This window comes from Arthrobacter sp. 05N33_2, assembly GCF_056397425.1.
The window spans coordinates 42025-66582 of sequence record NZ_JBFTNJ010000010.1 but is presented as its reverse complement, the minus strand read 5'-3'; the positions used below and the strand labels follow the sequence as shown (position 1 = coordinate 66582).

The following is a 24558-nucleotide window of genomic DNA, read 5'->3' as shown; positions in this document are numbered from 1 at the left end:
CGCAGGTGCCGTTTTGGACGCTCAAAACGGGGGTTGCGGAGCAGTCGATCGTGGTTAGTCGAGGCGTCAGTTGGACGGGAAGTTGTAGGAGGCGCCGGAGGCGTGCGTCGGTTCGGGCCAGCGCGAGGTGACCACCTTGCCGCGGGTGTAGAAGGAGACGCCTTCGGGGCCGTAGATGTGCTTGTCGCCGAACAGCGAGGCCTTCCAGCCGCCGAAGGAGTGGTACGCCACCGGCACGGGCAGCGGCACGTTGATGCCGATCATGCCCACGGTGACGGAGCGCTGGAACTTCCGGGCCGCGGCGCCGGAAGAGGTGAAGATCGCGGTGCCGTTGCCGTAGGGGTTGGAGTTGATCAGGGCGATGCCGGCGTCGAGGTCCTCCACCCGGACCACGACCAGGACGGGGCCGAAGATTTCCTCGGTGTAGGCGGTCATCCCGGCCGTGACGTGGTCCAGGACGGTCGGGCCGACCCAGAACCCGTCTTCGTGGCCGGGGACCACGAGGTCGCGGCCGTCCACCACCATCGCGGCGCCGGCGGTTTCGGCTTCGGTGACGATCTTCACGATGCGTTCCTTGGACGCCGGCGTGATGACCGGGCCCATTTCGGCGTCGGGCACGGTGCCGTTGTTGACCTTGACGGCCAGGGCGCGCTCCTCGACCTTCTTGACCAGCAGGTCGGCGGCTTCGCCGACGGCGACGGCGACCGAGATGGCCATGCAACGTTCCCCGGCGGAGCCGAAGGCGGCGGCGGCCAGGTGGTCGGCAGCGTTGTCGAGGTCGGCGTCGGGCAGGATGATCGCGTGGTTCTTCGCCCCGCCCAGGGCCTGGACGCGCTTGCCGTGGGCGGTGGCGGTCTCGTGGACGTACTTCGCGATCGGGGTGGAACCGACGAAGGAGATGCCGTCCACGTCCGGGTGGGTCAGGAGGCCGTCGACCGTTTCCTTGTCGCCGTGCAGGACCTGGAAGACGCCGTCGGGCAGCCCGGCCTGCTTCCACAGCTTGGCGAGCAGCATCGAGGCGGAGGGGTCGCGCTCGGAGGGCTTGAGGATGAAGGCGTTGCCGGTGGCGATCGCCATCGGGGCCATCCACAGCGGGACCATGACCGGGAAGTTGAACGGGGTGATGCCGGCGACGACGCCGAGCGGTTCGCGGAAGGAGAAGACGTCGATGCCGGTGGAGACCTGGTCCGAGTAGTCGCCCTTGAGCAGCTGCGGGATGCCGCAGGCGAACTCGATGACCTCGAGTCCGCGGCCGATCTCGCCCTTGGCGTCGGAGAGGACCTTGCCGTGTTCGGCGGTGATCAGTTCGGCGAGCTCGTCCACGTGGGAGGCGACGAGTTCGCGGAACTTGAACAGCACCGCGGTGCGCTTGGCCAGGGAGATGTCGCCCCAGGAATCGGCGGCAGCGCGGGCGGCGGCGACGGTGGTGTCCAGGTCTTCCCGGTTGGCCAGCCGCAGCTCCGCGGAGACGGCGCCGGTGGCCGGGTTGTAGACGGGCTGGGTGCGGGTGCCCTCACCGGCGGTTTCGGCGCCGTTGATGAAGTGGCTGATGGTGGTGACGGTCGTCGTTGACATAGTGGTGGACTTCCTTGGTCTGTGGCTGTTCGTGGTGATGAGGGGGGGTCAGCCGAGCAGCTTGCGCTGGCGGGCCTTATGGTCGGTGTAGGTCTGGAAGGCCTGCTTCGTGGAGTCGAGCTCGGAGACCTGGGAGACCGGAACGTCCCACCATGACTCGGAGCTGGGGGCATCCAGCAGCGGGTCGGATTCAACGTGGATGACGATCGGGCCGCCGCGTTCGGGGGCTGCTTTGGCGTCCCGGATGGCCTGCTCGAGCTCGGCGATGACCTTCTCCCCCGGTTCGATCCGGATCACCTTCACGCCGAGGCTTTCGGCGTTCAGGGCCAGGTCGACCGGGAGCCGGTCGCCGTCGTCGAAGCTGTGGTGTTCCTCATCCAGCGCCCGGTACTGGGTGCCGAAGCGCTGGGAACCGAGGGACTCGGAAAGCGAACCGATCGAGGCGTAGCCGTGGTTCTGGATCAGGACCACGATCAGCTTGATCCGCTCGGCGACGGCGGTGACGAGTTCGGTGTGCATCATCAGATAGGAGCCGTCCCCCACCATGACGACGACGTCGCGCTGCGTGCCGCCCTTGGCGGCTTCGGCCAGGGCGGCGCGCTTGACCCCGAGGCCGCCCGGGATCTCGTAGCCCATGCAGGAGTAGGCGTATTCGACGTGGTAGCCGAACGGGTCCCGGACGCGCCACATCTTGTGCAGGTCACCGGGGAGTGAGCCGGCGGCGCAGATGACGACGTCCTGGGCGTCCATGGCGCGGTTCGTGGCGCCGATGATCTCGTTCTGCGCCGGCAGCGGCGTGAACCGCGTGTTGAATGCCTCGTCCACGGTGGCGTCCCAGCGCTTCTTCTCGGCCGCGATCCGCTGCTCGAGGTCCGCGCCGATGCGGTAGCCGCCGAGGGCCTGGTTCAGCTTGACCAGGGTCTTGCGGGCGTCGGCCACGATCGGCAGTGAGGTGCCGTGCTTGTAGGCGTCGAGGGCGGCGACGTTGATGTTGAGGAATTTCACGTCCGGGTTCTGGAACGCGGTCCGGGAGGCAGTGGTGAAGTCCTCGTAGCGGGTACCGATCCCAATGATGAGGTCGGCCTCGGCGGCGATGGCGTTGGCCGCCGTCGTGCCGGTGGAGCCGATGGCCCCGAGGGAGAACTTGTGGTCCCAGGGCAGCACGCCGACGCCGGCCTGGGTGTTGCCGACCGGTATGCCGGTCAGCTCGGCGAACTTCGCGAGTTCCTCGTTGGCGTAGGCGTAGAGCACGCCGCCGCCGGCGATGATCAGGGGGCGCTTGGCGGCGCGGATCGCCTCGGCGGCGCGGCGGATGTCCTCGTCGTCGGCGTCCGGGCGGCGGATCCGCCATTCGCGTTCGGCCAGGAATTCCTCGGGCACGTCGAAGGCCTCGGCCTGGACGTCCTGGGGCAGCGAGATGGTGACGGCGCCGGTCTCGGCCGGGTCGGTGAGGACACGGAGTCCGTGGTGGAACGCGGAAAACAGCTGCTCTGGCCGGGAGACGCGGTCAAAAAACTTCGACAGCGGCCGGAATGCGTCATTGACGGTGATGTCGTAGGCGTAGGGCTGTTCGAGCTGTTGCAGCACGGGGTCGGCGGCGCGGGTCGCGAACGTGTCACTCGGCAGCAGCAGGACCGGCAGCCGGTTGGTGGTGGCCAGCGCCGCGCCGGTGAGCAGGTTCGAGGACCCCGGACCGATCGAGGTGCTGATCGCGAAGGTCTGGCGGCGGCGGGTGTGGCGGGCGAAGCCGACCGCCTGGTGGGACTGGGCCTGTTCGTTGCGGCCCTGGTAGTACGGCATGATCGTCGGATCGAGCTGCTGGAACTGCTTGAGGGCCTGGCCGACGCCGGCGACATTGCCGTGGCCGAAGATGCCGAACGTGCCCGGAATCAGGCGTTCCCGGAAGTCCTGGCCGCCGACCGAATCGACGGTGTACTGCTTGGACAGGTATTCAACGACGGCCTGCGCGACCGTCATTCTGCGTGTTCCTGATGCCGTGCTCATTCCCATGGGAAGCTACTCCGATACTTCTTTGGTGCGGGTGGATTCGGTGTGGTGCAGCAGCGAGGCCGCGGTTGCCACGGCGCCGGCGACGTCGCCGTCCTGCGGGTAGAGCAGGGTCCGGCCGACGGTGAGGCCCTGAACGCCGGGCAATGCGAGGGCAGTCTGCCAGCTGGCGAACACCTCGTCCTGACCAGCGTCCGGGTCTCCGCCAAGGAGCACGGTGGGCATCGTGGTGGAGGCCATGACGCGTTCCATCTCGGCCACCACGGGGAGCTTCATCCAGGTGTAGGCGCTGCTCGCGCCAAGGCCTTCGGCGATGGCGACTGACTTGATGACGGCATTGGTGGAGAGGTCGTTGCGGACCTTCCCCTTTTCGCGGACGGAGAGGAACGGTTCCACCATGGCGATCAGCCTGCGTTCGGAGAGGGAGTCGATGGCCCTCGCGGTCGCTTCGAGGGTGGCGACAGTGTCCGGGTCGCCGAGGCAGATGCGGGTCAGCATCTTGCCGCCGTCGGCGCCCAGGGCCTCGAGCGCGGCCGCGGTGTGGCCGGTAAAGCGGTCATCGAATTCGTTCACCAGGCCGGACAGTCCGCCACGGTTCATCGAGCCGAAGAGCAGCTTGCCCTCGAGCGCGCCGAGCAGGAGCAGATCGTCCATGATGTCCGGCGAGGCGAGGACACCGTCCACGTCCGGGTTGGCCAGGGCGATCTGCAGGCGGTCCAAGAGCTGGCGGCGGTCGGCCATGGCCACCGGATCGTTTCCGACGGCGAGCGCGCCGCGGGCCGGGTGGTCGGCGGCGACAATGAAGTTCTGCCGGTGGGCCCTGACACCGGGGTGGCGGCGCCGTGCCTTGGCGGCGCGGGCAATCGCTTCCGGGTCTTCGAGCCGGATAATGCTCAGGTGCTCGTAGCGGCGGGGATCATCGTTCACCCCACGGGTGGCGACGGCTGGGTTTGCACTCAAAGTGCTGCTCCTTCGGTGGCGTAGGTACCCGGCAGCAGCCGGCCGCGTTCGGCGAGCAGGCCGGTGACTTCGTCCGGCGTCGGCATCGCGTCGGCGCAGGACAGGCGGGAGGCGACGAGGGCGCCGGCGGCGTTGGCGAAATCGAGGACCTGGGCCAGGGGCCAGCCGGAGAGCAGGCCGTGGCAGAAGGCCCCGCCGAAGGAGTCGCCGGCACCGAGGCCGTTGACGGTTTCCACGGGCACCGGGGCGGAGACCACACGCTCGGTGCGGGTCTTGGCCATGACCCCTTCAGGGCCCAGCTTCACGACGGCGATTTCGACGCCGGCCGCGAGCAGCCGGTCCGCCTGTTCGTCCGGGGTGCCCTCCCCGACGGCGACGGCGCATTCCTTGTCGTTGCCGATCGCGACGGTGACGTGCGGCAGGATCCTGGCGACCTGTTCCCGGGCTTCCTCCTCGGAGGCCCAGAACATCGGCCGGTAGTCGAGGTCCAGGATGGTGAACTGGCCTTCCTTGAGCCCGGTGCGGGGCCGTGCCTCGTGGGCCGTGAGCTGGGCGGTGCGGCTGGGCTCCTGGCAGAGTCCGGTGACGGTGGACCAGAAGATCCCGGCGTCCCTGATGGCGTCCAGGTCCAGTTCCTCGGCCTTGATCTGCAGGTCTGGTGCCGTGGGGAAGCGTCCATAGAAGTAGAGCGGGAAGTCCTCCGGCGGCTTGATGGCGCAGAACGTGACGGCGGTGGGCCATTCCTTGACCGCCGTGACGAAGGAGTCGTCCACGTTGAATTTGCGCAGTTCGCGGTGCAGGTACTTGCCGAAGGCGTCGTCGCCGGTGCGGGTGATGACGGCGGTGCGGCGGCCATGGCGGGCAGCGGCGACCGCTACGTTGGATGGGGATCCGCCAAGGTACTTTCCGAAGGACGTGACATCCTCCAGATCCACCCCGATGTCGTTCGGGTAGATATCAACACTGATGCGCCCGATCGTGAGCAGTTCGTGGGTCACGGTGATCGTGGACCTTTCTGGTGTGGACTCGATACCTTTGCGCAGCCTGAGCTTCGGCGTTTCTGCGGTGCTTATTCGGTGCTTTGGGGCCTGGCGTGAGCCGGGCCACAACCACTACTTTGCCTTAGAATCCATGTACTGTCAAAGGTTTGTACTGACATATTTACAACATGACACGGGGACTTCAAATGACGCCCCGCGCGGCGCCGCGGCGGCGGGGCAGGCGCCGGAAATACCCTGGTGTTTACCTGGCGGGAACGCCGAGTTCGCCGGTGACGTACTGGGCCTGCCCGAAACCGAACGACCAGTCCCCCGCGGTGTTCTCGACATATCCGATGAAAACGTCCTCGCCGGCGACCCCCGCGGCGGCCAGCCTGTCCGCAATGGCGGCAAACAAGGACTGCTTGGCGGACTGGCTTCGCCCGGCCTGGGTGAAGATCTGGATCATCACCACGTCCGGCGTCCGCTCGAAGCCGAGCCCGGCATCCTGGGCGACAATTTGCCCCTCGGGATGCTCGGTCAGCACGTGGAAGTAGTCCCGCTCCGGAATGCCAAATTCGGCCACGATCGCGTTGTGGATGCCCTGGCTGAGCCCGCGGAGCTGCTCCGCGCCGCGGCCCTGGTTGACGTCAATTCGTACGAGAGGCACTCGCATCTCCTTCACTGGTTTGTCCTGACATACTAACAAAGCAATTTGGAGCTGCGCAAGGATTCCGTGACAGCACACAGCAACGCGGGGTCACTTAGCGCCCATCCTCGGGTGCGGAATGGGCGCTAAGTGACCCCGCGTTGGGGTATTGCGCAGGCCGGAGCCCAGGGATAGCGTTAACAACCTAGAGATTGATCAACAAGGCGGTTGATTATCCATGGTCGGGACGGGAGGTGGGGACACCAAGTGGATTCCAGCGACGACAGCGAGCTCGACGCGGCCTTCCTGGCCCTCGCCGATCCGGTCCGCCGCCGCATCATTGCCCGGCTCAGCCGGGGCCCGGCCACCGTCAATGAACTGGCGGAGCCCTTCGCGATCACCAAGCAGGCGGTCTCGAAACACATCCAGGTCCTCGAGCAGGCGCAACTTGTCACGCGCACCCGTGACGCCCAGCGCCGGCCCGTGCACCTGAACCCTGCACGGCTGGAAGCGCTCACCGCCTGGATCGACCAGTACCGGCTGGTCCGCGAGGGGCAGTTCCGCAGCCTTGACGCCGTGCTTGAAATCCGCGCCGCCCAGAGCGGCACACAGGCAAAGGATGCATCATGAGCAACGCACTGAAATTGACCGTCCCCGAGGGTCTGCCGTTCATCGATTTCGAGCGTGAATTCGATTTTCCGGTGTCCGAGGTGTTCCGGGCGCACAAGGATCCCGAGCTCGTCGCCCAATGGCTTGGCCCGCGGCGGCTGACTATGGCTGTTGACCACTACGACTTCAGGACCGGCGGCAGCTACCGCTACACCCACACCGCGCCGGACGGCAGCGCCTATGGTTTCACCGGTGTCTTCCACACTGTCCGCGAGAATCATTTCGCCATCCAGACCTTCGAATTCGATGGCTACCCGGACGTGGTGAGCATTGAGTCCCTGACCTTCGAGGACTTGGGCGGCGGCCGTTCGCGGCTCAGCGGCCACGCGGTCTACCCCAGCATGGAGGCCCGCGACGGCATGGCGCAGTCCGGAATGGAGGGCGGCATGACCGAAGCCTACGAACAGCTCGAGGAAGTCCTCAGCGGGGCCAAGGTCTAGGACCTCGGGGTCTTAATGAGTACGACGGCGCCAGGTCACCTCCCCGGGGAAGATGGCCTGCCGCCGTCGTACCTAAAGAAACAACGCGGGGTCACTCCGCGCCCATCCCACCGAGTGGAATGGGCCGTAAGTGACCCCGCGTTGCTGTATTGCAGTGGCGCTTATTTGCCGTGGTGCTTCGGACCTAGAGGGTCGCGAAGACCTCGCGCAGGAGCTTGGCGGTCTCGGACGGCGTCTTGCCGACCTTGACGCCGGCAGCCTCGAGGGCTTCCTTCTTGGCCTGGGCGGTGCCCGCGGAGCCCGAGACGATGGCGCCGGCGTGGCCCATGGTCTTGCCTTCCGGAGCGGTGAAGCCGGCCACGTAGCCAACAACCGGCTTCGTGACGTGGGCCTTGATGTAGTCGGCGGCACGCTCTTCGGCGTCGCCACCGATTTCGCCGATCATGACGATCGCCTTGGTCTCCGGGTCAGCCTCGAAGGCTTCGAGGGCATCGATGTGGGTGGTGCCGATGACCGGGTCGCCGCCGATGCCGATGGCGGTGGAGAAGCCGAGGTCGCGCAGCTCGTACATCATCTGGTAAGTCAGGGTGCCCGACTTGGAGACAAGGCCGATGGGGCCCTTGCCCGTGATGTTGGCCGGGGTGATCCCGACGAGGGCCTCACCCGGGGTGATGATGCCGGGGCAGTTCGGTCCGATGATGCGGGTGACCTGCTTGCCGTTGGCGTCCACCTTGGACTGGGCCAGTGCCCAGAATTCGGCGGAGTCCTGGACCGGCACGCCTTCGGTGATCACGACGACGAGGCCGATGCCGGCCTCGATGGCTTCAACGACGGCGTCCTTGGTGAAGGCCGGCGGCACGAAGACGATGGAAACGTCAGCGCCGGTCTCGGCCATGGCTTCCTTGACGGTGCCGAAGACGGTGATCTCGGCGTCGCCGTGCAGGACCGTGGTGCCGGCCTTGCGGGCGTTGACGCCGCCCACAACGTTGGTGCCGGCCTTGAGCATCAGGGCGGTGTGCTTGGTGCCTTCGCCGCCGGTGATGCCCTGGACGATGACCTTGGAGTCCTTGTTCAAATAAATAGACATAGTCGAGTCCCTCTACTTCGCTGCGTTGGCGAGCTCGGCAGCCTTGTCGGCGCCCTCGTCCATGGTGGCGGCCAGGGTAACCAGCGGGTGGTTGGCCTCGGCCAGGATGCGGCGGCCTTCCTCAACGTTGTTGCCGTCGAGGCGGACTACCAGCGGCTTGTTCGCGGAGTGGCCCAGCTCGGCCAGTGCACCGACGATGCCCTTGGCGACGGCGTCACAGGCGGTGATGCCGCCGAAGACGTTGACGAAGACGGACTTGACCTGCGGGTCGCCCAGGATGACGTCGAGGCCTGCTGCCATGACCTCGGCGGAAGCTCCACCGCCGATGTCCAGGAAGTTCGCGGGCTTGACGTTGCCGTGGTTCTCGCCGGCGTAAGCAACGACGTCGAGGGTGGACATGACCAGGCCGGCACCGTTACCGATGATGCCGACTTCGCCGTCCAGCTTGACGTAGTTGAGGTCCTGCGCCTTGGCCTTGGCCTCGAGCGGGTCAGCAGCGTCCTTGTCTTCAAGGTGGGCGTGCTTGGGGTGGCGGAAGTCCGCGTTCTCGTCGAGGGAGACCTTGCCGTCAAGGGCAACGATGTCGCCGGCGCCGGTCAGGACCAGCGGGTTGACCTCCACAAGAGTGGCGTCTTCCTTCTTGAAAACGTCCCAGAGCTTCAGGATTACGCTGGCGACCTTGCCACGCAGTTCCTCGGCGAAGCCTGCCGCGGCGACGATTTCGTCGGCCTTGGCCTGGTCGATGCCCACGGCCGGGTCAATCGAGATCTTGGCCAGGGCCTCGGGGCGCTCAACGGCGAGCTGCTCGATTTCCATGCCGCCTTCAACCGAGCACATGGCCAGGTAGTTGCGGTTGGCCCGGTCCAGCAGGACGGAGAAGTAGTATTCCTCGGCGATGTCTGCACCCTGGGCGATCATCACCCGGTGCACGGTGTGGCCCTTGATGTCCATCCCGAGGATGTTGGTGGAGTGTTCAAACGCTTCGTCAGCGGTCTTCGCGACCTTGACGCCGCCGGCCTTGCCGCGGCCTCCGGCCTTGACCTGCGCCTTTACGACAGTTACGCCGCCGATTTTCTCGGCAGCTGCCTTTGCTTCTTCAGGGGTGTGCGCCACGATGCCAGCAAGCACGGGTACACCGTGCGCCTCGAACATATCGCGCGCCTGATATTCAAACAGGTCCACGGTTTAGTGTCCTTCTACGTCGAAGTAGTTTCTGTACAGCCGGACCCCACGTACTCGCGGTTACCGGGCTGCGGAATAAACGCACCCTGCGACAAGCTTGGAAACGAGCCACACGGCGCAATGCTCCTTTGGGAACTCTAGTCCTTCGATCGGACCAGCCCGTTCCAGAGTACCGGTTATGTGAGTAAGGACACTATTCTATGGAGCGTAGAAAAACCGCTAGATTACGGGGTTTTTGGGGTGTCCGACGGCGCTCCGAAGGCCGGCGCGGCCGTGCCAGACCCGCGTTCGTAATGTACGGCGAACGCCCGTGCATCCGGCTGCACGGGGTGCCGGCGGACCGGTCTCCGGACTCCCGCCGGGTCTTCAGCCAAACGTCCAGCTACGCGGTCAGTTAGGCGTCCAGCTTGGTCAGCGGCGCGTAGCGCAGCAGCAGCCGCTTCTCGCCGATGTCGAACTTGACCTTGGCGACCGTCTTGTCCCCGGCGCCCTCCACCGCCAGGACGGTGCCGTTGCCGAAGCTGGTGTGGTTGACCTTGTCCCCCACGCTGACGGCGACGACTTCCTTCTGCGGCTGGACCCTGTTCTTGGCCACCGCGGCGGGAACGTCGGCGTTGAAGCCGGCGGACGGGCTGGCCGCGGCGCCGCGGGCTGTCCCGGCACCCCAGAACGATCCGCCGTAGCGGCTGGACCCGATCCCGGCACCGCTCCCCCAGCCTCCGCTCTGGCGGCTGGCGCCTTCGCGCTTCCATTCGACGAGCTCGGCAGGGATCTCCTCGATGAACTGGCTCGCGGGGTTGTACTGGCTCTGGCCCCACATGCTGCGGACCTCGGACCTGGTCAGGTAGAGACGCTTGCGGGCACGGGTCAGCCCCACGTAGGCCAGCCGGCGTTCCTCGGCCAGTTCCTTGGGATCGGTGGCGGAGCGCTGGTGCGGGAACAGCCCGTGTTCCATGCCGGTCAGGAACACGACCGGGAATTCCAGGCCCTTGGCGGTGTGCAGGGTCATCAGGGTCACGACGCCGAGCCGCTTGGCTTCGGCGACGGCGGCCGCCAGGTTTTCGGCGTCACCGCCGGGGGCGTCCGGGATCTGGTCGGCGTCGGCCACGAGGGAGACCTGCTCCAGGAAGGCTCCGAGCGAGCCTTCGGGGTTGTCGCGTTCGTATTCGCGGACGACGGCGACCAGTTCGGCGAGGTTCTCCACCCTGGACTCGTCCTGCGGATCGGTGCTGGAACGCAGCCCGGCAAGGTAGCCCGTTTGTTCGAGCACGGCTTCGAGAGCCGCGGCCGCGCCGGAGCCGGAAGCGACCTCGGCGAGGTCGTCGAGGAGTTTCACGAAGCCCAGCACGGCGTTGACCGAGCGCGTCGCCATGCCCGGGGCTTCATCGGCGCGCCGCGCGGCGGCCATGAAGGAGGTGCGCTCACGCTCTGCCAGGGCGGCGACGGCACCCTCGGCTCGGTCACCGATCCCGCGCTTGGGTTCGTTGAGGATGCGGCGGAGGTTGACGTCGTCGTCCGGGTTGACCAGGACGCGCAGGTAGGCGAGGGCGTCCTTGATCTCCTTGCGCTCGTAGAAGCGGGTGCCGCCGACCACCTTGTAGGGCAGGCCCACGCGGACCAGGACGTCCTCGATCGAGCGGGACTGGGCGTTGGTGCGGTAGAAAATGGCCACGTCTCCGGGGCGCAGGTTGCCCTCGTCCTGGAGCCGGTCAATTTCCTTGGCGATGAACTGGGCCTCGTCGTGTTCGTTCTCGCCGACGTAGCCGACGATCTTCTCGCCGTCGCCCTCGGCCGTCCAGAGCCGTTTCTCCGGCCGGTTGGGGTTGCGGGAGATCACCGAGTTGGCGGCGCTGAGGATGGTCTGGGTGGAGCGGTAGTTCTGCTCGAGCTTGATGGTGCGGGCGTCCGGGTAGTCCTTCTCGAACTCCACGATGTTGCGGATGTCCGCGCCGCGGAAGGCGTAGATGGACTGGTCTGAATCGCCGACGACGGTGAGCTCGGCCGCGTCGGGGCCCTCGCCGACGATCTCGCGCACCAGGGCGTACTGGGCGTGGTTGGTGTCCTGGTATTCGTCCACGAGGACGTGCCGGAAGCGGCGCCGGTAGGAGTCGGCGAGCGCCGGGAAGGCCCGGAACATGTAGACGGTCTCGGCGATCAGGTCATCGAAGTCCATGGCGTTGGCCTGGCGCAGGCGCTGGGTGTAGCCCTTGAAGACCTCGGCGACGGCCTGCTCGAAAGGATCGTTGTAGTTGGCGCTTGAGGAATAGCTGTCTGCGTCGATCAGCTCGTTCTTGAGCGCGGAGATCTTGTGCTGGATGGCCTTGGGCGCGAAGCGCTTGGGGTCAAGGTCCAGGTTCTTGGCGACCAGGGTGATCAGGCGCAGCGAGTCGGCGGAGTCGTAGATCGAGAAGTTGGAGTTGAGCCCGACGTTCTTGGCCTCGCGGCGCAGGATCCGGACGCAGGAGGAGTGGAAGGTGGAGATCCACATGGTCTTGGCCCGGCCGCCGACCAGCGCCTCGATCCGTTCCCGCATTTCGGCCGCGGCCTTGTTGGTGAAGGTGATGGCCAGGATCTCGCCGTGGTGCGCCCGCCTCGTGGCGATCAGGTAGGCGATCCGGTTGCTGAGCACGCGGGTTTTGCCCGACCCGGCGCCGGCGACAATCAGCAGGGCACTGCCGGCGTGTTTGACCGCTTCTTCCTGCTGGGGGTTCAGCCCCTCGAGGAGTTCGCCGGCGTTCGGAAGCTGCGGGCGGTCCCAGCCGCCGTCAGGGCCGTCGCCGTGCGGGGCGGCGCCGTGCGGGCTACCGCCGTGCGGGGCACCGCCGTGCGGGGCACCGCCGTGCGGGCTTCCGCCGTGCGGGCTTCCGCCGTGCGGGGCGGAATCCGGTCCGGAATCCAGGCCCGCCAGGCCGGACCCGGAGCGCGATTTAGTGCCTGCCGCCGCCTTGGAGGCAGCTTGGAAGGGTCCGTCGGCGTAAGGGTCAAACAACATATCCATGGTGTATCTAAGTCTAGGCGGTGGCGCTGACAGCCGTGTCCGCCCGTCGGGACATGCCCTCCCCTGCCCGCGCCCAGTGGACATAATCCCCCTGCGCCCAGTCCTGACCTCGAAGAATGAGCATGCCCCGCGGAGGCTGTCATGGAGAAGACCCGTGTTGTTCTGAAGACCGCCGAGGTTGTTCTGAACAATGAGCATGCGCTACGGACACAGCTCTGCCCAACGGACATGTCCTCCGCCACCTGTGCCCACCGGACATACTCCCTTTGTGCCCGCTCCTGACAGCGAAAAATGAGCATGTCCCCCGGACCCCGCCGCGAAAAATGAGCATGTCCCGCGGGGAGGTCCGGCAGGCGGGAAGCTAGCCGACGCCCCCGGAGCTGAGCGCGGCGCGCAGCTGCTGGACCGCCGTCGTGCCTCCCGCGATGAACCAGTCGAGTCCGTTGACGCGCACGACGTCGGTCGCGCCGCCGGCCGCCTCCACGATCGCCTTCCCGGGCAGCCAGTCCCACTCGGGGCAGCTGTGCTGGAACCAGCAGCCGAGCTCTCCGTCCGCGACCCGGCCGAGGTCGCAGGAGCCGGACCCGAACATGCGCAGCGCGGCCGCCGACGTCGCTGCCGCGTGCCAGGGCATGGCACACATCGGATCGGCAAGCCACGTCGGGTGGATGTAGGTTGCCGCGCCGAGATCAGCCAGCGGCGTGTCGGAACGTCCGGTGCCACCGGACGCGCCGGGCAGGAAGGTGACCAGTTTTTCGCCATTGAGCGTCGCCGCACGGGACGTCCCGCCCAGCCAGAGTTTGTCCTCCTCCGGCTGGAAGATGGCGCCGAGCCCTGCACCGGAGGAATCCTTCAGGGCAATGGCCGAGCACCAGTACGTGGATCCATGCAGGAAGTTGAAGGTCCCGTCGACGGGGTCAATGACCCAGGTCCGGCCGCTGCTGCCCGCCACAGAGGCGCCCTCCTCGCCCAGGACGGCGTCATCGGGGCGGCAGCGCCGAAGCTGTTCCAGCACGTAGGACTCGGCGGCGTGGTCGGCGGCCGTGACCACGTCCGAGACCGACGTCTTCTGCCTGCCTTCAAGCCCGGCCTGCCGCATCAACAGCGCCAGGGTGCCGGTCTCGCGGACCAGGGCCTCGGCCAGTTGGTAGTCATCCAGTGAGGGGTCGAGATCTGCGGTGCTGTGCCGGCCGAGCCGGTGTTTTCCTAGTTCGGTCACGCGTCCCAGACTATCGGCGCCCGCTGGCAGTGAACAGCCGGCGCGGGCACCCGGGCAGACGGCGGCGCGGAGGGGCGTGCAGGACGGGCGATAATGGAGCCATGGCCAAGACACCCGCGCAGCGGATCAAAAAGCACGGCGCCAACGCGGCGGTCCCCCAGCACCATCTCCCTCCGGTGATCAATCCGACCACCAGCCGGACACCGCAGAAGGCACAGAGTAACAGCAATCTGATTGTCATCGCCGGGGTCGTGGCCAGCCTGTTCCTGTTCTGGTATCTGCACCTGCTCACCCTCAACCAGCTCACGCAGTTGTCGGGCGGCCAGGCAATGCCCGACTCGTTGGTGGGCGGCTTTGACCTGGGGTTCGTGGAGCATTTGCGCGCGGCCATGGACGCCGATGCCCGGGGCCAGCTGAACTATGTCCACAAGACGGCCGGGATGCTCTTCCCGCTGATCTTTGGCTTCACCTGGCTGCTGCTGATCGGAACCAACGTGGCCCGGAAATCCCTGCGCTGGGCGCTGTGGTCGCTGCCGCTGCTCTTTGCTGCGGTCCGGCTGTGGGGCAACACGGTGATCGATGAAATGATGTCCGCCGACACTCTCGACGGCGGTCAGGTCGCCCTGGCCTCCGGGCTCACCGTGGCCGGCTGGGTCCTCTTGGCGCTGAGCATCGTGGCCGGCGTCGCCGCCGTGTTACTCGGACGCAAGGCTGCCGCGGCTTCGGCCACCCCGGGACATGTCCAGTCCTGATTCGCGCGGCAGGGCTAGTTCTCTATTCCCGGCTTAGGACACCGGACATGTCCATTCCTGGTCGCGGCGGCAGGGCTGTTTCCCGATCCGCGGCATAGGACACGGGACATGTCCAGTCTTGGTTGCGGTGGCTGGAGTCGTCCCTCGCACCCGGCCCCGAGCGCGGGACATGTCCAGCGTTCGGCCCGGCCGGTGGACATCTTGCCATTATGTCCATCCCTCAAGTCCAGCGGAGAGCATGTCCACTCAGAGCTGGCTCAGGGCGTGGCCGTGAGGAATTCCCGGGCCTGTTCGGCACGTTGCGGGGCGCCAGCCTTCTCAAAGTGGTCTGCTGCTTCCAGCAGGTGCGTCTGCGCCTCGGAAGCGTTCCCCACGGCAGCATGGGACCGGCCCAGCAACAGAGAGGCCTCGCCCAGAATCTGCGGTGACGTCTTTTCCGCGACGGTGCTGATCTCGGTCAGGATGGCGATGGCCGCCTGCGGGTCACCCGCCAGGAAATTCCAGTGACCGCGGTTCAGTTTCAGCAAAATGTGGTCCTCATCGGATCCGCCAATGACGTCCGTGGCCAGTTCAGCGCGTTCGATGCAGCGGAGTGTGTCCGCATCGGCGACCTCGGCGGCCAGGCGCATTGCCGCGGATGCTTTGTTGAATTTGGCCCAAATATCAAGATTTCGAGCCGGCGAAAAAGTTTCCGCCGCGAGCTCGTGATATTCAAGCCCCTCTGCCACTTTATTGCAGAGAAACGCAACATTGCCGATAACCCAGTAGGCCTTGCCGACCAGCTGGTCGTCGACCTCGTTGGATATGTCGTCGGCCAGCATCAGGCTCTCGCTCCAGGCCTCCTCCAACCTGCCGCTTTCGGCGAGAGCAGCGATGAGGGCCTGCCGGGCTTTGACGTTATTTTCCACGTCACCCGCCCCCGAAGATAAACGCGCGGCCACCCGCGCTGCGTCGGCCGCCTGCCCCAACATCCCGGCGCCTTGCCTGGCTTTTGCGAGCAGGATATTTGCCTTGCCGCGGGCATCTTCAGCCGGAGCTCCGAAGGCGCCATCCACCAATTCGGCGGCAAGCGCGGCGCAGGCCTCAAAATCGCCGGCGTCAAGCAGATTCTCCGCCTGAAAGAGCCGCATGCCCCAGGCAGCCGTCAGGTCACCGTCGTTCGTCGCGATTTCCGAGGCCACCTGGGCGCTGCTGGCCGCACGGCCGAAGTCGTGGCTGCTTCGATGTTCCCGAGCCTGCAACTCTGCAGCGGCGTAGGACGGTGAAACTGAGTTTCGTTGCATGCCTCAATTATCCGTTGCCGCGAGAGCGGAATCGAACCAGCCACGCAAGAAGGACCTGCGCAGGGTTCACGCAAGATTCACACACGAGCGTGAATATCACATCCGGCGACAATTCTTTATAAATTGTTACCTTGTGGCGTGTCGATCTCCCCTATACTAAACCTGCATCACATGAGTCACATCAGCCTCTTACGTATCAGGAGTCCAAATGAAGAAAATCCTTGCAACGCTCCTCGTCGCCGGCGCGCTGGCCGGCGCCGGCCTGTCCGCCTCTGCAGCAGTGTCTGCCTCCAGCGGTTCGAGCCAGGGCTCCGTTGTAGCGGTCGGCTGGTGGCCGAACTCCACTCCGAAGAACTAATCGGAAACGAAACGGCTGCGGCGGGCATCGGACATCAAGTCCGGGCCCGCCGCTTTTCATTTAAGGGACACCATCTAGACCGCATCACGGCGACATGGAGACGAAAGCACAGCACCAACCAGCTCCGCCCCAACAACCATCAACCCAGGGCTACAAGAGCTTTCCACCCCCCGCAAACAACGCCACGATCTCGCCGGCCGGCGCGGGCCGGCCAAAGTAGTAGCCCTGCCCGCTGCCGCAGCCCATCTCGCGCAGGACTTCCGCCTGTTCCGCCGTCTCGATCCCCTCGGCCAGCGCCTTTAGGCCGCAGGCGTGGATGAGGTGCAGCACCGCGGCTACGAAGTCCCGCTGTTGCTCGTCGTCGCCGAGGCCGCTGATCAGGCTTCGGTCGATCTTGACCACGTTCACCGGCAGCTTGCGCAGGTAGCTGATGGAGGAATAGCCGGTCCCGAAGTCATCGATCTCGAGTTGCACGCCGAGCCGGCGAAGGCCGTTGAGCGAATACTGGTCGACGTCGCCGCCGTTGACCGCCATGGACTCGGTCAGTTCCACGATCAGGTTTGATGCATCCACGCCGGTCTCCCTGAGGATGTCCCGCACATGTTCGATCAGCTCGAGGTTTTGCAGTTCGGTGGTGGAAATGTTGACCCGGACGTTAAAGGTGCTGTCCACCTGCAAGTCCTGCTGCCATTTGCGCAATTGGCGCACTGCATTGCGCAGCACCCAGTGGCCCAGGTCCACGATCATGCCGGTTTCCTCGGCCAGGGGAATGAACTGGTCCGGCATGAGCAGACCGCGCTCCGGGTGGTTCCACCGGACCAGCGCCTCCACACCCTCGATCCTGCCGGTCGCGAGGTCCACCACCGGCTGGTAATGCAGGGTCAGCTGGTCCTGCCGGATGGCTTCGCGCATTTCCGTAATCATGACGCTCTGCAGCCGGCGCGCGTACAGCAGGGCCGGCTCGAAGACTTTGATGCTGCTGTGCTGCTGCGCCTTGGCCGCGTACATGGCCGTGTCGGCCTCCATGACCAGGTCATCGACGGACTGGCCGGGTTCCGCGATCCGCAGGCCGATGCTCGTTCCGCAGGTGACTTTCAGGTCCCCGACGTCGAGGCTCTCACTGAGTGCCTTGAGGATCCTGTTCGCCACCCTGCGTGCCCGGACCAGATTGGACTTCGGCAGCATGACGGCGAATTCGTCGCCGCCAAGGCGCGCCACGGTGTCAGTCTCGCGGACGGCGTCCTGGAGCCGGCGTGCGATGGCCCGCAGGACGTCGTCGCCGGCGCTGTGCCCCAGGGTGTCGTTAATGCCCTTGAAGGAATCGAGATCCAGAATCAGGAGGGCCGGCGGCATTTCGCCGCGCGAGGACTCCGCGAGGGCATGGCTCAGGACCGAGTTCAGTGCCGTCCGGTTGGCGAGTTGGGTCAGTGGGTCGGTCAGCGCCATGCGTTCGAGCTCCACCTGCGCCTCGCGCAGCATTGCCGTGCGGCTTTCGACCCGCTCTTCCAGCTCCTGGTAGATGGTCTGCAGGTCATCGGCCATCAGGTTGATGCCGGCGATGACGGCGGCGACGTCGTCGCGGGCTCCCGAATGCGGGATCCGGGTGCTCAGATCGCCGCCGGCGATCCGCACGATGCCTTCCACGAGGGCGTGCAGCCTGGGGTCCGGTGATTCATTCTTCACGGGTGTACTGCCTTAGCCACTCAACGGCCGCGGATTCGGAGGTGAAGAACTGGGCCGGGATCGTCTCGCTTCGGGACCGCAGGAGGTAGTGGGCAATGACCCGGTCCACCGGGCTCTCGCCCACCAGGGCGAACGCTGTCGCCGCTATGGAACCGCTGTAGACCCGGCGGGCCTCCATGCTGACACCGACGACGCCGGTGATCACCAGGAGCACCGGCATCCGCCGTCCCGCGGCGAGCGTGCGGACGATGTCGCCGGCGATGCGCGCCTCCGGACCCTCGATCTCCTGGTTGGCGGGCAACAGGACCTCGATGATTCCGCCGTCGATCATCCGCACCCCGATGCTACGGGCGGCACCGCCGACGGCGAGCGCACCGTCGGTCACCCTGGCCGCGGTGACCGCCGACGCCCCCAGAACGACACCGGCCGCGGCCGCTGCCGTGTCCGGCAGGCCCTCCGGCAGCCGCCCCTCGGGCCCGGCCAGGGCCTCGAGCGTCATCGGACCGCAATTCGACGGCGGCGGTCCGCGGAGCCCCGGAGGTCACGGTTCAGCCGTCGGTCGCCGTGATAGAGAATCGTTTCCCAGTCGACTTCCTCGGCTGTCTTGGCAATCACGGGACTCTCCTTCACTTTCTTGGGCCTGGGACTGACATACAGCCAGTTAACCACCCCGAGGAAGACATCCACCGCGGAGTTGAAGACTCCGATGTAGGCGCGGATCGCGCCGGCAGCGAGGATGGCGTTGACGGAGGCGAAGGCCACATTGCCCCAGTTCCCCACTTGCGCGTCCCGCCATACGGTCAGCAGCGAGAAGGCGACGATCGCGTACGGGGTCAGGACGTAGATCGCCGGGGCGGCGGTGCGGTCCTTGACCTTGGGCGTGCGGGCGAAGGGAATCTTGTCGCCTGTGACGGCCTGCTGCAGCGATTTCAGCACGCCCGCCAGGTTGACCGGCAGCAGCACGAGGTTGAAGCCGTAGATCCGGAGGATGTCGCTGAAGCGGTGGCCGCAGTCGCGCAGGTCGCTGCCCATGGCCAGGAAGTACGGCAGGGCGGCGATGAATACGATCGGGCTCAGCAGCCGGCTGTCATAGGGGTACGCCAGGAGGAAGACGAGACCAAAGCTGGCCCACGCGATGGAGGCCATGTAATTCACCCGCAGCAGCACCTCCCGGAACAGGATCGCGCGGCGCTCGGACCGGTGTTGGCGGAGCTGGACCCACAGCTTGGGCAGGATCAGCAGGCCGCCGTTCGCCCAGCGCCGGCGCTGGACTACGAGGGAGCCGAAGTCCGGGGGCGTGGCGCTGTAGCTGAGCCGTTCCGGATAGTTCACCAGGGTCCAGCCGTGCTGGCCGAGATCGATGCTGGATTCGGTATCTTCGATGACGGTTCGGTCCTGGATGTAGGTCCGGATCTCGAAGGCCCCGTTGGTTTCCACCTCGACGATGTCCTCCAGGGCGCGTTTGCGGATGACGGCGTTGGCGCCCACCCAGAACGTCGCACCGTAGTAGGTCATGCCCTGGTGGAGGATGTGCTGGAGGTCGGTGGTGGCTCCGGCGACCCGTTCGATGCGGGTGGGGGCACCACGGAAGGAGGAATACGGCGTCTGGGTGACCGCGACGCGCTCGTTGCCGGCCGATTCCAGGAAGTAGACCAGCCGGAGGCAGTAGTCGCGCAGAAGCAGCGAGTCGGCGTCGAGCGTCAACAGGTAAGTCGTGTCCCGGACGTCCATGATCTCGCAGTCCAGTTCCGGGGCGACGCCGGCGCCCACCTTGCGCAGGATCACGCCGTCGGCGGTGGTTTCCTTCTGCCAGGTGTGGCCCATCAGGGAAATGTAGGCATTGAGGTTCATGGCCTTGTTCGCCTCGTGGGAAAGGCTCTCGTATTTTTTGCGTTCGAACGTTTCGGTGGAGACGTTGAAGATCCAGGTCAGCCGGAGGTACAGCTCTTCGATCCGGGTGCGCGGCGGCGAGGTCTGCTGGGCCAGCGCAGCGTTCAGTCCCAGGAGTACGAGCCTCAGCTCGCGGGCCAGGCCCATCAGGACGAGGTCGACGAAGAACTCGTCGACGTGGTCCTCCACCGTTTCGGCAGCAGCCATCGATTCAAGCCATTCGGCGGCTGCCTCATATTCGGCGATCAGCAGGGCCACCTCAGCGGCAGTGCCGCGCCCGTGCGCCTTTTCCCGGTTGCGGAAATCGGCCAGGGCAGCATTGAAGCGCGACGCCGGGACGCTGAGTTCTGCGGCGATCTCCGCGGTCAGTGCGCGGGTCTTGTCCAACCGGACCCGGTCACCAAGGTCTGAGGGATGCGGCGGGTCATCGAGCAGCAACACCACTTTGAGGTCCGGGAACTCCTGCAGCGCCGCGGACCACAGCGTCGCCCGCACCACCTGGGGTTCTTCGGCGTAGGAGGGCACCAGCACGGTGATGCCCTCGGCGTACTCGGCGAAGTGCCGGTCAAGCTCGCCGCGCGGCACCCTGGCATGGTCCCGGAACCGGTACAGGGCGCCCTGCCGGGCCATCAGGTACATGAGGGCGGAAAACGTCAGGAATGTTACGACGATTAGGTAGGAGACCGTCTCAAACTGAAACCGGAAACCCGCATTGGGGTTGTCCGCGAGCTCTTTCAGAATGGTGGAAATAACGTATGTTACCCAGGCCGCCAGCGTCGTGAGAATTCCCAGGCGGCCAAGGATTATTTTGCGCCGGGACGGTCTCGGATGAACAATTGACAGCGGCTCGGAACGCCGCTCTGCTCCCCATTGACGGCGCCGGACCGCACCTTTTTGTTCGGTGGTCGCGCTTTCCGAATCCAAGCGCGGCAAGACAAGCTGATCTGGCATTAGTCCCCATAAGACTGCAAAGTCGGCATATTGGCGCGCGCCTACGGCAAAACCCGCACGCCGCACCGGAATGTTCCGGTGAGTGCCCTTATGATAATGCAAGGTCAGAGGCTTGCCGGACATCAGACACCCCGGAAATTTCACGAGCTGATGCCGGCTGCCGGCGCGTGCCCGGCTGCCCAACGAAAGACGCACAAGGGGGGCCCCGTGTCCGAACGATTCCCAGGCCGCAAACTATCTGTGGTCCGGCTGGGTGTACTCATCGGCGCCGTGGTGGCGGCCGCCGGCGGCGGCGTTGTCGCATGGGGCAACTTCCAGGACGTCCGGGCGGCCGAGGCCATCCCGTCCGTTTTCTCGGGATATGTCGATGTCACGGCCACGCCCCGGTACGCATTCGAGGACCCGGCGTCCAAGGAAGCCGAAAAGGTCGTGCTGTCCTTCGTGGTGGCTGATCCCAAGGAGCCGTGCTCACCTTCCTGGGGGGCGGCCTACTCCCTCTCCGACGCCGCGGCCTCACTGGACCTGGACCGGCGGGTGGCCCGGCTTCAGCAGCTCGGCGGCAGCGTGGCGGTGTCCTTCGGCGGGCTGGCCAACCAGGAGTTGGCCGTCACGTGCACCGATCCTGCCCAGCTCAAGTCGGCGTACCGGACCGTCGTCGACCGCTACCAGGTCAGCAGCATCGATCTGGACGTGGAAGGCGAGGCCCTGTCCGACCCCGCGGCCCTTCAGCGGCGCTCAGTGGCCATCGCCGCGCTCCAGCAGGAGCGCCAGCGCGAGGGCAAGTCCCTGAGCGTCTGGCTGACGCTGCCGGCGGATCCCAACGGCCTCACGGCGACCGGCAGCGACGCTGTCCAGAAGATGATCGCTGCGGGGGTCGACCTCACCGGCGTGAACGCCATGACCATGGACTACGGCGGGAGCATGCTGCCGGGCCGGTCGATGTACGAGAACGCGGTATCCGCCGCGGAAGCCACCCATCAGCAACTGACCGGCCTGTACCGGGCCGCCGGCACCGAACTCGGCAGCGGAACGGTGTGGCGCAAAGTCGGGTTGACGCCGATGATCGGCCAGAACGACGTCGCCGGCGAAATATTCACCCTCAAGGACGCCCAGGAACTCAGCGCCTACGCCAGTGCCCGCGGCATCGGCCGGCTTTCCATGTGGTCCCTGAACCGTGACCGCACCTGCAGCCAGAACTTCCCGGACGTCACGAAGGTTTCCGATGGCTGCAGCGGCGTGGACCAGGGAAGCTCGTCCTTCGCCACGATCCTCGGCGCGGGTGTCATGGCCAGCCCGTCGTCTGCGCCTGCCGCCGCGGCAGCGCCGACGCCGGTCCCGGCCGTCAGCGACAATCCCTCCACCAGCCCGTACCCGGTGTGGTCCGAGAACACCGCCTACACCGCCGGGGAGCGGATCGTATGGCATTCGAACGTCTACGAGGCCAAATGGTGGACCCGCGCCGACACCCCGGATGATCCCGTCCTCCAGGGCACCGCGACCCCCTGGCGCATTATCGGTCCGGTCCTGGCCGCTGACCGGCCTACCCCGCAGCTGACGGCACCGGCCGGGACCGCCCCGGCGTGGCAGCCCGCCACGGTCTACCGCAAGGGCGCACGGGTGCTCTTCGAAGGTCGGGTCTTCGAAGCAAAATGGTGGACCCAGACCGACAGCCCCGAAGCTGCGCTGCAGGGATCGCCGGAGTCGCCGTGGTCAAAGCTGCGGGACGAGGAACTGATGAAGCTCATGGCCCCGGCGACGGCGACTGCCACCCCGCTTCCCAGCGCGACGGCGTCCGCGCCGGCGCCCTAAGGGCCCGCTTCACCGGGCCCGGGCCCTCCAGCCCGGGCCTTGTGGCCTGCACGGGCCCGCCTCAACGTGCCTGCCTCAGCGGGCCTGGGCCCGGGCGAGCTTGCGCGCCGTGCGTTCGTGCTGGACCCGCTGGGCGATGACAAGGCCGGCCGCGGCGACGCCGACGGTGATGGGATAGCCCATGAGCCGTTCCAGGGCACCGGGTTCCGGCACGTGCATGCCCGTCAGCCCGCCCGCAATGAGCGCCCCCAAGGACACCGCCCCGCAGCCCAGGATGAACCACCCGAGCGGCGTCTGCCGGAGCCAAAGCCAACCGAGAATCAGGAGCGCCAGGGCGCCGGCGGCGAAGTACATCAGGGCGCCGGCCAGGTGCCAGGCCGATCCCGTGTCCTCGGGCACCAGCCCCACGATGACCGTTCCTGCCCCGGCGGCGCCGGTCAGCAGCCGCGCGGCGGCCGCTGCCACCACCCCTGCGCCCCAGCGCAGGCGGCCGTGCGCCTGCCCCGATACCCGGCCGCGCCCAACTGGCACTGCGGTCCGCGCGGCACAGCACAGGAGCGCCGAGCCGAGCAGCAACGCGCCGACCACCATGCCAAGGCCTTGGACCACAAATGACGCGTTCATCAGCAGGTGCGCCGGCGAGCAGACGTCCCGGCCGGAGAACTCTCCGCACGCCACGGCGCCGAGGTCGCTGATGTAGCCCGTGCGGCGGCTGTATGGCTCCGCTCCCGCCCAGGCACCGATCACAGCCGACTCGGCCACGAAATACTGCAGCACGCTCAGCTTCGCCAGGGCCCCGACGTAAAACCTGGTCGCGGCCACATCGGGGTAGTAGAGGGCTCCGGCGGAAAGCTCGGTGGTTCCTGCAGTCATGCCAAGAGCGTAGTACGCGCGCTCACCTTGTATGCTTATATCCGTGTCCGACCGGACCGGCCCCGGCCGCCCGCGGATACCCGCCCTCGTAGCTCAGTGGATAGAGCACGGCTCTCCTAAAGCCGGTGTCGTTGGTTCGATTCCAATCGAGGGCACTTGAACATTCCTGCCCCGGACGAAACCCCGGACACGGGTCCGGGCTTTGACCTCCGCGCCTACCTGCGCGGTTCCTGGTCCGTCGACCGCACCCTGCTGGACCGCAGCACCGGCACCAGCGGAACCTTCACCGGCGTCGTACGCTTCACTGCCGACGACGACGGCGGCCTGTGGTGGCGTGAAGAAGGCACCGTGCGCTGGGCACCCCCGGGCGGCGCGCCGTTCTCCGGCCCGGCGAGCCGGGAATATCTGTTGCAGCCGGCGGACACCCCCGATGTCCTGGACGTGTACTTCCCGGACGGCCGTCCCTTCCACCGCATGGGCTTCGCCGGGCAAACCAATCAGGACGAGCACTGGTGCGACCCTGACACGTACCGCGTGACGTACACCTTCCGCGGTCCGGACCAATGCGGCTACCGCTGGGACGTCACCGGGCCGGCCAAGGACCAGCTGCTGGAGTCGGTCCTGCGACGGCTGAAAGCAAAACCAGACGCAAGACCAGAGGCACGACCAGGAACAGGCCCGGATCCGGATCCGGAGACAAAGCCACGCGTGATGCCGGATGTGACCCCCGATGCGACACCGGATGCCGCGCCGGATTCAGGGCGCGCCGGGTGAACCCGCGCATCGTCGTCTCCGCCGTCTGCGTTTTCGATCGCTCCGGACGCCTCCTGACCGTCCGCAAACGCGGCACGGACAAGTTCATGCACCCCGGCGGCAAACCCGAGGCCGGCGAAACAGCGGCCCAGGCTGCGGCGCGCGAGCTCCAGGAGGAAGTGGGGATCGTGCTGGCCCCGGACCGCCTGGACCTGCTGGGTTGCTGGCTGGCGGATGCCGCCAACGAGGCGGCCACCCAGATCGAGGCCACGGTCTTCACGGCGCCCGGGGTGTGGAGCGCCCGGCCGTCGGCGGAAATCGCCGAGATCCGCTGGCTGGACCTGTCCGCCGAGCTGCCCGGCGACCTCGCCCCGCTGCTGACGGACCATGTGCTGCCGGCCCTGTCCGCCAAGCCGTCCTGCTAGGACCTCCACCGGCCAGGA

Annotated in this window: 21 protein-coding genes and 1 tRNA gene; 8 read left to right on the top strand and 14 right to left on the bottom strand. The window is 66.6% G+C overall.

Features of this window, described 5'->3' with window-relative positions; genetic code table 11:
• Nucleotides 1–66: 66 nt before the first annotated feature.
• From AC1DHX_RS07845 to AC1DHX_RS07825, 5 genes are all read right to left on the bottom strand, one after another.
• A complete protein-coding gene (locus AC1DHX_RS07845) occupies nt 67–1575 on the bottom strand; it encodes a CoA-acylating methylmalonate-semialdehyde dehydrogenase (RefSeq protein WP_476851294.1) in 1509 nt (502 codons plus the stop codon).
• Between the two features lie 48 nt (nt 1576–1623).
• The gene (iolD, locus tag AC1DHX_RS07840; protein WP_476860163.1) at nt 1624–3552 is read right to left on the bottom strand and encodes a 3D-(3,5/4)-trihydroxycyclohexane-1,2-dione acylhydrolase (decyclizing); all 1929 of its coding nucleotides are present in this window, start codon (nt 3550–3552) and stop codon (nt 1624–1626) included.
• A 39-nt stretch (nt 3553–3591) separates the two neighbouring features.
• The gene (locus AC1DHX_RS07835; protein WP_476860162.1) at nt 3592–4542 is read right to left on the bottom strand and encodes a Cgl0159 family (beta/alpha)8-fold protein; all 951 of its coding nucleotides are present in this window, start codon (nt 4540–4542) and stop codon (nt 3592–3594) included.
• Nucleotides 4539–5540, bottom strand: a complete 1002-nt coding sequence (gene iolC, locus AC1DHX_RS07830; RefSeq protein WP_223914263.1) for a 5-dehydro-2-deoxygluconokinase — start codon at nt 5538–5540, stop codon at nt 4539–4541. The genes AC1DHX_RS07835 and iolC overlap by 4 nt, the downstream gene beginning before the upstream one ends.
• Before the next feature lie 244 nt (nt 5541–5784).
• On the bottom strand, nt 5785–6189 hold the full coding sequence (locus tag AC1DHX_RS07825; protein WP_223914264.1) for a tautomerase family protein: 405 nt from the start codon (nt 6187–6189) through the stop codon (nt 5785–5787).
• Nucleotides 6190–6435: 246 nt separating this feature from the next.
• Here AC1DHX_RS07825 and AC1DHX_RS07820 point away from each other — a divergent pair, with 246 nt between their 5' ends.
• Nucleotides 6436–6798 carry an ArsR/SmtB family transcription factor gene (locus AC1DHX_RS07820; RefSeq protein WP_223914265.1) on the top strand — a complete coding sequence of 121 codons (363 nt, stop codon included), beginning with the start codon at nt 6436–6438 and terminating at the stop codon, nt 6796–6798.
• Nucleotides 6795–7277, top strand: a complete 483-nt coding sequence (locus tag AC1DHX_RS07815) for an SRPBCC family protein (RefSeq protein ID WP_476857098.1) — start codon at nt 6795–6797, stop codon at nt 7275–7277. Before AC1DHX_RS07820 ends, AC1DHX_RS07815 begins: the two co-directional genes overlap by 4 nt.
• A 184-nt stretch (nt 7278–7461) precedes the next feature.
• Here AC1DHX_RS07815 and sucD read toward each other — a convergent pair whose 3' ends face one another.
• From sucD to AC1DHX_RS07795, 4 genes are all read right to left on the bottom strand, one after another.
• Complete coding sequence (gene sucD, locus AC1DHX_RS07810) at nt 7462–8364, bottom strand: succinate--CoA ligase subunit alpha (protein ID WP_028275595.1); 903 nt, start codon at nt 8362–8364, stop codon at nt 7462–7464.
• Between the two features lie 12 nt (nt 8365–8376).
• Entirely contained in the window at nt 8377–9546 is a 1170-nt protein-coding gene (gene sucC, locus AC1DHX_RS07805; RefSeq protein WP_018776032.1) for an ADP-forming succinate--CoA ligase subunit beta, read from the bottom strand.
• A gap of 394 nt (nt 9547–9940) precedes the next feature.
• Nucleotides 9941–12544, bottom strand: coding sequence for a DNA helicase PcrA (gene pcrA, locus AC1DHX_RS07800; RefSeq protein ID WP_476860161.1), 2604 nt, complete (start codon nt 12542–12544; stop codon nt 9941–9943).
• Between the two features lie 361 nt (nt 12545–12905).
• Nucleotides 12906–13763, bottom strand: coding sequence for an inositol monophosphatase family protein (locus AC1DHX_RS07795; RefSeq protein ID WP_476899939.1), 858 nt, complete (start codon nt 13761–13763; stop codon nt 12906–12908).
• A gap of 101 nt (nt 13764–13864) precedes the next feature.
• Here AC1DHX_RS07795 and AC1DHX_RS07790 point away from each other — a divergent pair, with 101 nt between their 5' ends.
• A complete protein-coding gene (locus tag AC1DHX_RS07790) occupies nt 13865–14515 on the top strand; it encodes a hypothetical protein (protein ID WP_476860160.1) in 651 nt (216 codons plus the stop codon).
• A gap of 257 nt (nt 14516–14772) precedes the next feature.
• On the opposite strand, the gene AC1DHX_RS07785 is transcribed toward AC1DHX_RS07790, so the two are convergent.
• Nucleotides 14773–15798 (bottom strand): hypothetical protein, encoded by a 1026-nt coding sequence (locus AC1DHX_RS07785; RefSeq protein WP_476860159.1) that lies wholly within the window; start codon nt 15796–15798, stop codon nt 14773–14775.
• 208 nt (nt 15799–16006) lie between these two features.
• Between AC1DHX_RS07785 and AC1DHX_RS07780 the strand changes: the two genes are divergently transcribed.
• Nucleotides 16007–16156, top strand: coding sequence for a hypothetical protein (locus tag AC1DHX_RS07780; RefSeq protein WP_164468567.1), 150 nt, complete (start codon nt 16007–16009; stop codon nt 16154–16156).
• A 150-nt stretch (nt 16157–16306) separates the two neighbouring features.
• Here AC1DHX_RS07780 and AC1DHX_RS07775 read toward each other — a convergent pair whose 3' ends face one another.
• The 3 genes from AC1DHX_RS07775 to AC1DHX_RS07765 are packed head-to-tail and all read right to left on the bottom strand — an operon-like array spanning nt 16307 to nt 20368.
• Nucleotides 16307–17839 (bottom strand): putative bifunctional diguanylate cyclase/phosphodiesterase, encoded by a 1533-nt coding sequence (locus tag AC1DHX_RS07775; RefSeq protein WP_476860158.1) that lies wholly within the window; start codon nt 17837–17839, stop codon nt 16307–16309.
• Nucleotides 17829–18338, bottom strand: a complete 510-nt coding sequence (locus tag AC1DHX_RS07770; RefSeq protein WP_476860157.1) for a DUF7793 family protein — start codon at nt 18336–18338, stop codon at nt 17829–17831. The genes AC1DHX_RS07775 and AC1DHX_RS07770 overlap by 11 nt, the downstream gene beginning before the upstream one ends.
• Complete coding sequence (locus AC1DHX_RS07765) at nt 18335–20368, bottom strand: glycosyltransferase family 2 protein (RefSeq protein ID WP_476860156.1); 2034 nt, start codon at nt 20366–20368, stop codon at nt 18335–18337. The genes AC1DHX_RS07770 and AC1DHX_RS07765 overlap by 4 nt, the downstream gene beginning before the upstream one ends.
• A gap of 519 nt (nt 20369–20887) precedes the next feature.
• Between AC1DHX_RS07765 and AC1DHX_RS07760 the strand changes: the two genes are divergently transcribed.
• Complete coding sequence (locus AC1DHX_RS07760; protein ID WP_476858034.1) at nt 20888–22489, top strand: chitinase; 1602 nt, start codon at nt 20888–20890, stop codon at nt 22487–22489.
• Nucleotides 22490–22564: 75 nt separating this feature from the next.
• On the opposite strand, the gene AC1DHX_RS07755 is transcribed toward AC1DHX_RS07760, so the two are convergent.
• Nucleotides 22565–23362, bottom strand: coding sequence for a DUF998 domain-containing protein (locus tag AC1DHX_RS07755; protein WP_476860155.1), 798 nt, complete (start codon nt 23360–23362; stop codon nt 22565–22567).
• Between the two features lie 82 nt (nt 23363–23444).
• Here AC1DHX_RS07755 and AC1DHX_RS07750 point away from each other — a divergent pair.
• The 3 genes from AC1DHX_RS07750 (at nt 23445) to AC1DHX_RS07740 (ending at nt 24540) form a co-directional block, all read left to right on the top strand.
• A tRNA-Arg gene (locus tag AC1DHX_RS07750) sits at nt 23445–23517 on the top strand.
• 1 nt (nt 23518) lies between these two features.
• Nucleotides 23519–24136 (top strand): DUF6314 family protein, encoded by a 618-nt coding sequence (locus tag AC1DHX_RS07745; RefSeq protein WP_476860154.1) that lies wholly within the window; start codon nt 23519–23521, stop codon nt 24134–24136.
• Nucleotides 24133–24540, top strand: coding sequence for an NUDIX hydrolase (locus AC1DHX_RS07740; protein ID WP_223914278.1), 408 nt, complete (start codon nt 24133–24135; stop codon nt 24538–24540). The genes AC1DHX_RS07745 and AC1DHX_RS07740 overlap by 4 nt, the downstream gene beginning before the upstream one ends.
• The last annotated feature ends 18 nt before the right edge of the window (nt 24541–24558 follow it).